Below are 7,819 nucleotides of genomic sequence, written 5' to 3'. Positions count from 1 at the left end.
CCCATAAAGATTTTAAATGTTTACAACCGTTACAAACAGACAGCCGCAGCCGTCCCCCTATACCACCCTTAAGCGAGTGTAACGCAGGAAACCGGTAAATCCCCGCTCTGATACTGCTTGAAAGATTTATAGCCCCCTGTAGTATAACCGTTACAAAACAAGATATTTTAATATATATAGGCAACAAAAACAGCGTAAAAACAGCCCAAAAACGGGCAAATAATGGCATTAAACAGCGCAAAAATGGCGCAAAAGGGGCAAATAATGAACGGATCAGAAAGGGAATACAGCCGGCGATATTGGAAAAAGCAAGAAGGCGGCTATATAATGACCGGTATTTGTACGCTATGCGGAGCAGAGTTTAACAACGGCAACGCAGCGGCCGCCAGCTATTGCCAGCCATGCGCCGAAAAAGTAAAAAGGGAAAAGACAGCCGCCAGGGTAAGGCGATATAGGGAACGGCAAGGGAAACAATAAAAGGGTAACGCCTTGACTTTATTGACTCCATAAAAGGAATACATCTGGAGTTTTCCGAGTCCATAAAAGGCAAGCCAAAACTTAACATTTAAGCATATTTACTACTTAACAAATGTTGACTTTTGTTGACCTTCAAACACATTTACAAAAACAAATGCAAAGGAAAGCGGCGGCAGATCCATAACAGACCAAACCACCGCCGGGAGCGGGGCGAATGACTGCCCCACGGGTATATATTAGCACAAATAGCGCACAAATTCAACAGAATTATATCATATAAAGGGGAGCAAAAAGAATGACGGAAGACCAAATAGCAGAGGTAAAGGCAAGGCTACCGGAATATTTAGCAATCATAACCACAAAGAAGGGCGGGGGCTGGATCTGCCCGCTATGCGGCAGCGGAAGCCACAAAAAAGGCACACCAGCCGGAAGTATAGACCGGAAAACAAACCGCTACAGCTGCTTTAGTTGCGGGGTAACAAGCCTTGACACAGTAGACCTTATAGCGGAATACGAAAAAATAGATAAAAAAGCCGCTTTTAAGCGAGCGGGCGAAATACTGCATATAGTAGACACACCCGCCAAAATATCCACAAAAACGCCCCATATAGACGATAAAGCCCAAAAAGCCCAAACACACGCACCGGGGGCAGAAAACGCCACACAGGGCAACACAGACAACGAAAAGGGCAAAGATGAAAAAGACTATACAGAATATTATTTACAGGCGCATAGCCACATAAAAGAAATCGAATATCTAACCGGGCGGGGTATATCGGAAGCAGTTATAGACCGCTTTAAGCTGGGGTATGATCCAAACTATAGCACATGGAACACACAGGAAGACGGAAAAAACCAGCCCGCCACCTGGAAGGCTATCATAATACCAACAGGGAAGGGCAGCTACAACGCCAGGAACATAGACACAAAAGCAGCGGAAGGCAACCGCTACCGGAAGACCGGCGGCAGCCCAATATATAATATAAAGGCTGTCTATGAAGCTACAAAGCCGGTAATAATAACGGAAGGCGAAATAGACGCTTTAAGCGTAATAACCGCAGGCGGGGAAGCTATAGCCCTGGGAAGCACCACAAACACCGGGCGGCTATTAAGGGAATTAGACAAACATAGACCGGCGCAGCCGCTTATAATAGCGCTTGACAATGACAAACCAGGCGAAAAGGCAGCGGCAGAGTTGCAGCAAGGACTAACAGCCCGAGGGATCAGACACGCCAGGGCAAACATAACCGGCGAAGCCAAAGACGCAAACCAGGCGCTTATAGAAAACAAAGCTTTATTTATACAGGCTATAGCGGAAGCGGAAACAGCGGCGGCAGCGCTACCAATACCGGAAACAATAGCCACAGAAAACACACAGGACACAGCGGACACAAAGCCGGATTATAAAAACAGCATAACGAAATATATTAACGGGCAATTTTACAAGGATATAGAAGCCTATAAGCCCTTTAGAGATAAAAAAACAGGCTTTGCAAACCTTGACGCAAAGGCGGGCGGGGTATATCCGGGGCTTTATGTTTTAGGGGCGATCCCCAGCCTGGGAAAAACAACCTTTATATTACAGTTAGCGGATCAATTAGCCGCAGCCGGGGAGCATATTATATATTTTAGCATGGAGCAAAGCCGCTTTGAATTAGCCAGCAAAAGCATAGCAAGAATAACGGCGCAGGCAAACCCACAAACCAATATAACAAGCCTTGACATAAGAAGCGGCAGGATAACGCAGGAAGTTATAAAAGCGGCTGAAGTTTATACAAAAAGGGTAGAAGACCGAATAAATATTATACAGGGCAATTATGAAACAAACATAAACACTATAATACAAGAGGTAGAAGACTATATAAAAGCATACCAAACAAAGCCCGTAGTAATTATAGACTATCTGCAAATTATACAGGGCGATCCAAAAGCCAGGCAAACAGCCAGGGATCTAATAGATGAAAATGTAACAGCGATCCGCAGGCTTTGCAGCAAACAGAGTTTAACCGTTATAGTATTATCCAGCTTAAACAGATCTAATTATATGACACAATTTGACTATGAAAGCCTAAAAGAAAGCGGCGGGATAGAAGCTACCGCCGATGTAGTATGGGGGCTGCAGTTAAGTGCAATAAGCACCAATTCAATAATTACAACAGACAAAGATATAAACAAAAAGCGGCAGGCAATAAAAGAAGCAAAAAGGGCAACGCCCCGGAAGCTCGAGCTTGTATGCTTAAAGAACAGATACGGGAAAAGCTCCTATAGCGTAGGCTTCAACTATTACGGCGCAAACGATCTATTTTTAGAGGATAAGCACTTCAGCGAAGACGGCGGGGAAGATGAAGACAAAATAGAAACAATATAACAGGGGGCGCAGAATGACTTTAGAAGAATACGCAAAGCAACACAGCAAGGAAATAGAACAGTTTAACCAGGGCGGCGAGTTGAACACGGAAGCGCCACCGGAAGAAGCCGGGGCGATCAACCTATATAAAGTAAAGCAGCAATTAAACAAGATAAGGGCAACAAACCAAAAAGAAAAAGAATTGATAAACGGGATCGAAAACCACAGCCCGGAAATGTATTTACTTATACAGGCGCTTGACATTATCGCAGACCTAACCGGGAACAGCTACTATAATACAACGGCACGCCAGCGGCTATATGAAACCAGCCAAAGCAGGGGCAATTAAACCACCGGCAACAAATAAGCGAGCGGGAAAGCGTAACAGCTACCCGCTCTTATTTTATAAACAAATAATAACACAAAGGACACACAAACACAAAATAATTTTATAAAAACTATTGACAAACAAAAACAAAGGCGTATAATTAAGATAAGTTAAAAAAAGACACACACAGGACACACAGGGAAGGGGCTTTAATATGAACGCATTAACAACCGCAGCCGCTAACCAATTACAGGCGCAGCAAGGCATAACAGCGGATCTATTTAACAGATTTATAAATTACATAGACGGCAGCCCAAAGACGGTAGAAACATACCGCCGGGCGCTTAAGCAGTTTATAACATGGCTACAGGCGGCAGGGATAACCCAGCCCGCCCGCTCGGACATTTTAGCCTATAGGGAACAGCTGAAGGCAACACACAAACCCAGCACCACACAGGCATATATAACAGCTGTACGGCTATTCTTTGCATGGCTGGAACAGGAAGGCTTATATAATAATATAGCGGATCATATCAAAGGCGCAAAGCTCGACAGGGAACACAAAAAAGACGCTTTAACAACGGCGCAGATTAAGGACATATTAAACAGCATAGACACAAAGGACACACAGGGGCGGCGGGACTATGCAATTTTAGCGCTTGCAGTAACCGGCGGATTAAGAACAATAGAGTTGCAGCGGGCAAATATAGGGGATATAAGGGCAGCCGGGGACAATACAGTTTTATATATACAGGGAAAAGGAAGGGAAGAAAAAACCGAATATATAAAGCTACCAGCGCCCGTAGAAAAAGCAATAAGGGCATATCTTAAAGCCAGGGGCAAAGCACCCGCCACAGATCCGCTATTTACAAGCGCCAGCGACAGAAACAACGGCGGAAGGCTAACTACAAAAAGCATTAGCCGGCTAATTAAAAGCCGCTTTATTGCAGCCGGATATAACAGCGAAATGCTAACAGCCCACAGCTTAAGGCACACAGCAGGAACGCTAAACCTATTAAACGGCGGAAGCCTGGAAGAAACGCAACAGCTATTAAGGCATAGCAACATAAATACAACAATGATTTATTTACACCACATAGACCGGGCAAAAAACCAAAGCGAAGAACGCATAGCCGGGGCGATATTTTAGAGCATAGACACACAGTACACAAAGCACACACCAAAAGGGGGAACGCCAAAAACAAACACCGGCAGCCTATAATAAAAAATTGAAAGGGAGCAAAAAGAATGACAGACACATTAACAAGTAAACAGGCGGCAATAGTATTTGACAGCGAAATTAACAGGTTGGAACGGCTAACCAGGAACGCAGGGCTAATTATACAGGAAATACAACAGGGACATAGAAGAAGAACGCTTTGCTATTGCATGGGAGTATAACCGGAATAAAATAAAAATGGATATTTTAGAAGATGTTTATTTTGATATTGAAGGAATAATAGCACAATTAGAAGGCTACAAAAAGGCGGAAGCATAGGCGGGGAAAAGCAGGGCGGGCGAATAACCCGCCCGCAGCCATAGAAAAGAACGCTATAGTAAGAAGGGGAGCGGGCAGAATGAAAACAAGAATAACCGCAATAGCAAACCAAAAAGGGGGAGTAGGGAAGACTACAACAGCGGCAGCATTAGCGGCAGGGCTGCACCGGAAGGGCTACAAGGTGCTAACCATAGACGCAGACACACAGGGAAACATAAGCTATATAATGGGCGCAGATACAAAGCAGCCGGGATTATATGAAGCACTAAAGGGAACGGCAATAGCCGGGGAAGCGATCCAGGCAACGGCGCAGGGGGATATAATGGCAAGCAGCCCGCAGCTATCCGGGGCGGATCTTGAGTTTAAAGCCAAAGGCTGGGAATATCTTTTACAGGAAACTATAAAGCCTGTAATAAATAACTACCATTATATCATTATTGACACACCGCCACAGCTGGGAGTATTAACCATAAACGCTTTAACAGCCGCAACAGATGTTATTATTACCCTGGGGGCGGATATATTCAGCTTGCAAGGAATAGCCCAGCTTTATGACACTATAAACACCATTAAACGGCGCAGCAACCCGGAATTAAAAACAGACGGCATACTTATAACACGCTACAACGCCCGGACAATATTAAGCCGGGATCTAAAAGACAGCATACAGGGCGCAGCGGATCACATAGGGGCAAGGCTATTTAAGACGGTAATAAGGGAAGGTATAGCCATAAAGGAAGCGCAGACGCTACAGGAAGACATATACACCAGCGCACCCCGGAGCAACCCAGCGATTGACTATACAGCCTTTATAAACGAATATTTAAAAACCAAATAAAGAGAGGAAGCGGGAATAATGGCAAAAGACTTTAAAGGCAAAAGCGCAGCGGATAAATTTTTTAACACAATGGACACAAAGGACACAAAAGGCACACAGGGCAAGAAGAAGAAAGCAGCGCCACCGCCGGAACATTACCGGGTAAATTTAAAATTACGCCCGCAATACAAAGAATATTTACAAGAAGCGGCATGGTATGACCGGAAAAGTATAACCGAATTTATAAACGATCTAATAGAAGCCGACAAAATAAAAAGACAGGGGGAAGATGAAGCATGAGGGAAATTTTGGGGGTAAAGGTTTACACCGTAGAGGAAACGGCGGAAATGCTGGGCTTAAGCAAAGCAACGATATTTAATTATATAGCGGCTAATAAACTGCCCGCTCGAAGAATTAGCGGGGTATATCACATAACGGAAGAAAACATAAAACAATACATACAAGGGGCAAGCTTCACCGATCCGCAGCCGGACAAAAAGCCGGGGAAAAAGTAAAATAGTATTGTATGGGTACTAATTACCATTAGCGGACATAGAAACAAAGAAAAAGGACACACAGAACACAGCGAGCGGGAAACAAACCACCAACAGGCGAAAACAACGGGAATACAGGCAATAGAAATTATTTTTACAGGCTAACCTATATTAAAAGAAAAGCTATTGAACACAGGGAAGCACATAACAACCGATAAAATGAAAAAGCAAGGGGAGCGGGCAGAATGGCAGACACCACACCAAAAACAGGCGCAGCCGATCCGCAGCCGGAAGAATGGACAGCGGAAACCTGGACGGGGGAAGAATTAGAAGCGCACAAAAAAGAAGTTGACGGAATACCGGGCTTTTATGCCGTGAAACACCCGGACGGATCGGGCGGCTATGGTTATAACGATAATATAAGCCCAGGATCACCGGGGGACACATGGGAACGCCGGGGGAATATATTATCTATAATTCAGCAGCACTCGGCGGAAATAATTGAAAACGCAAAAAGCGGGGTATACGCCACCAAAGAAGAAAAATACGCAAAAGCCGCATATTATAAAAATTTTGCGGCAAACTGCCCAGGGCTGGGCGCACATTGTCAAGACTATTTACAATTTGTACATGAAGAAATAAATCGAACAAAGCCAGGCTTTGAGGGGAAGGGCTTTAATTATTTTTTTGAATTTGTTTTTGTTTATGAACTGCTTATAGAACAAGGCAGGCTTCCAAAAACAGGGGAAACAATTTTACAGGAAGAAAAAGACCGGTTAAAAGAACTAATAGCCGCAGAGTTTGCGCCCAGCGTAAAAGCGGAAGAAGAACAGGCGGCGGAAATATTAGACTTATGGGAAGGCAATATAGCCAGCTCAAACCCTAAAACAACAAGGTTAACAACAAATAAAGTAGCGAGAAGCCAGCTACAAATAGCAGCGAAGGGCAAGGAAGGAAAGCCTTTAAAAATTAAAGTAGGCAACGGCGCATTAGTAACCGCTTCTATATATCCGCCTTCTATGCAAACCGGATCTATAACAAAGCCGGAGCAGCTGGGGCTAACAGAATATGACATAGAATTAGAGGAAAGCATAGGCTCACTATATGACGCAGCCGATCCGGGGCAAACATTTTTTACATTAGCACAAATATACAGGGAATTTGCAGGAATTACAAAAACCGTTAAAGTAACCAAAAAGGAAGAAGCGGAAGTAGAAGCGGCAATAGAAAAAATGAGATTATTAACGGCAAAAATAGACTTTATAGACCAGGCAAAGAAACATAAAGGGCTAAATATAAAGCAAGAAGACGCTTTATTAGAGGGCTATGTAGTAAACGCTACAAAGATGAGAGGAACTGCAGGCGGGCATAAAGTAGACGGTTATTATATAGGATTTCCGCCTTTATATTATTATTATAGTAAACTAATGGGGCAAATAACACAGATCGACAAAAAGCTTTTAAACACCACAGATACCCGTAGAAATACACAGAATTTTATTGTATTGAAAAGAAAGTTAATAAAACAAATTGAATATATGAGATCAGAAAAAGAAAAAAACAAGGGCAGGTATGAGAAGCGACGCAGCTATTCTACAATATACGAACTTATGGGGCTTAAAGATCCACCGGAAGCAGTAACCCGGATAATAAAGAAGGATATAGACACACTATTAACACAATGGGCGAGCGGAAAAAGGAAGTATATTAAAAGCTTTAAGAAATACAAGGGAGCGGGAAAAACAATAGCCGGTATAGAAATAGAAATATAGCAGCTGCAGGGGTAGTATAAGTCTACATTTAGGGTAGTATAAGTCTACATTTAGGGTAGTATAAGTCTACATTTAGGGTAGTATAA

9 protein-coding genes are annotated in these 7,819 nt (G+C 43.5%); all 9 read left to right on the top strand.

Annotated features, from left to right (window positions below; all coding sequences use genetic code 11):
* The first annotated feature begins 222 nt into the window (after positions 1-222).
* The 9 genes from PLE33_08930 (at position 223) to PLE33_08890 (ending at position 7,733) form a co-directional block, all read left to right on the top strand.
* Positions 223-477: a hypothetical protein gene (locus PLE33_08930; GenBank protein ID HPS61364.1), complete on the top strand. Its 255-nt coding sequence runs from the start codon at positions 223-225 to the stop codon at positions 475-477.
* 295 nt (positions 478-772) lie between these two features.
* Positions 773-2,845: a DnaB-like helicase C-terminal domain-containing protein gene (locus PLE33_08925; protein ID HPS61363.1), complete on the top strand. Its 2,073-nt coding sequence runs from the start codon at positions 773-775 to the stop codon at positions 2,843-2,845.
* 13 nt (positions 2,846-2,858) lie between these two features.
* Complete coding sequence (locus tag PLE33_08920; GenBank protein HPS61362.1) at positions 2,859-3,173, top strand: hypothetical protein; 315 nt, start codon at positions 2,859-2,861, stop codon at positions 3,171-3,173.
* A gap of 193 nt (positions 3,174-3,366) precedes the next feature.
* On the top strand, positions 3,367-4,302 hold the full coding sequence (locus PLE33_08915; protein HPS61361.1) for a tyrosine-type recombinase/integrase: 936 nt from the start codon (positions 3,367-3,369) through the stop codon (positions 4,300-4,302).
* A gap of 98 nt (positions 4,303-4,400) precedes the next feature.
* Complete coding sequence (locus PLE33_08910; GenBank protein ID HPS61360.1) at positions 4,401-4,553, top strand: hypothetical protein; 153 nt, start codon at positions 4,401-4,403, stop codon at positions 4,551-4,553.
* 176 nt (positions 4,554-4,729) lie between these two features.
* Positions 4,730-5,488 carry an AAA family ATPase gene (locus tag PLE33_08905; GenBank protein ID HPS61359.1) on the top strand — a complete coding sequence of 253 codons (759 nt, stop codon included), beginning with the start codon at positions 4,730-4,732 and terminating at the stop codon, positions 5,486-5,488.
* A gap of 18 nt (positions 5,489-5,506) precedes the next feature.
* Entirely contained in the window at positions 5,507-5,767 is a 261-nt protein-coding gene (locus tag PLE33_08900) for a hypothetical protein (protein ID HPS61358.1), read from the top strand.
* Positions 5,764-5,982, top strand: coding sequence for a helix-turn-helix domain-containing protein (locus tag PLE33_08895; GenBank protein HPS61357.1), 219 nt, complete (start codon positions 5,764-5,766; stop codon positions 5,980-5,982). The genes PLE33_08900 and PLE33_08895 overlap by 4 nt, the downstream gene beginning before the upstream one ends.
* 224 nt (positions 5,983-6,206) lie before the next feature.
* Positions 6,207-7,733, top strand: a complete 1,527-nt coding sequence (locus PLE33_08890) for a hypothetical protein (GenBank protein HPS61356.1) — start codon at positions 6,207-6,209, stop codon at positions 7,731-7,733.
* Positions 7,734-7,819 lie beyond the last annotated feature (86 nt).

This window comes from Candidatus Cloacimonas sp. (assembly GCA_035403355.1).
GTDB lineage: Bacteria > Cloacimonadota > Cloacimonadia > Cloacimonadales > Cloacimonadaceae > Cloacimonas.
Note: the sequence above shows the minus strand (reverse complement) of the source record. Positions and strands in the feature narration are given on the sequence as shown.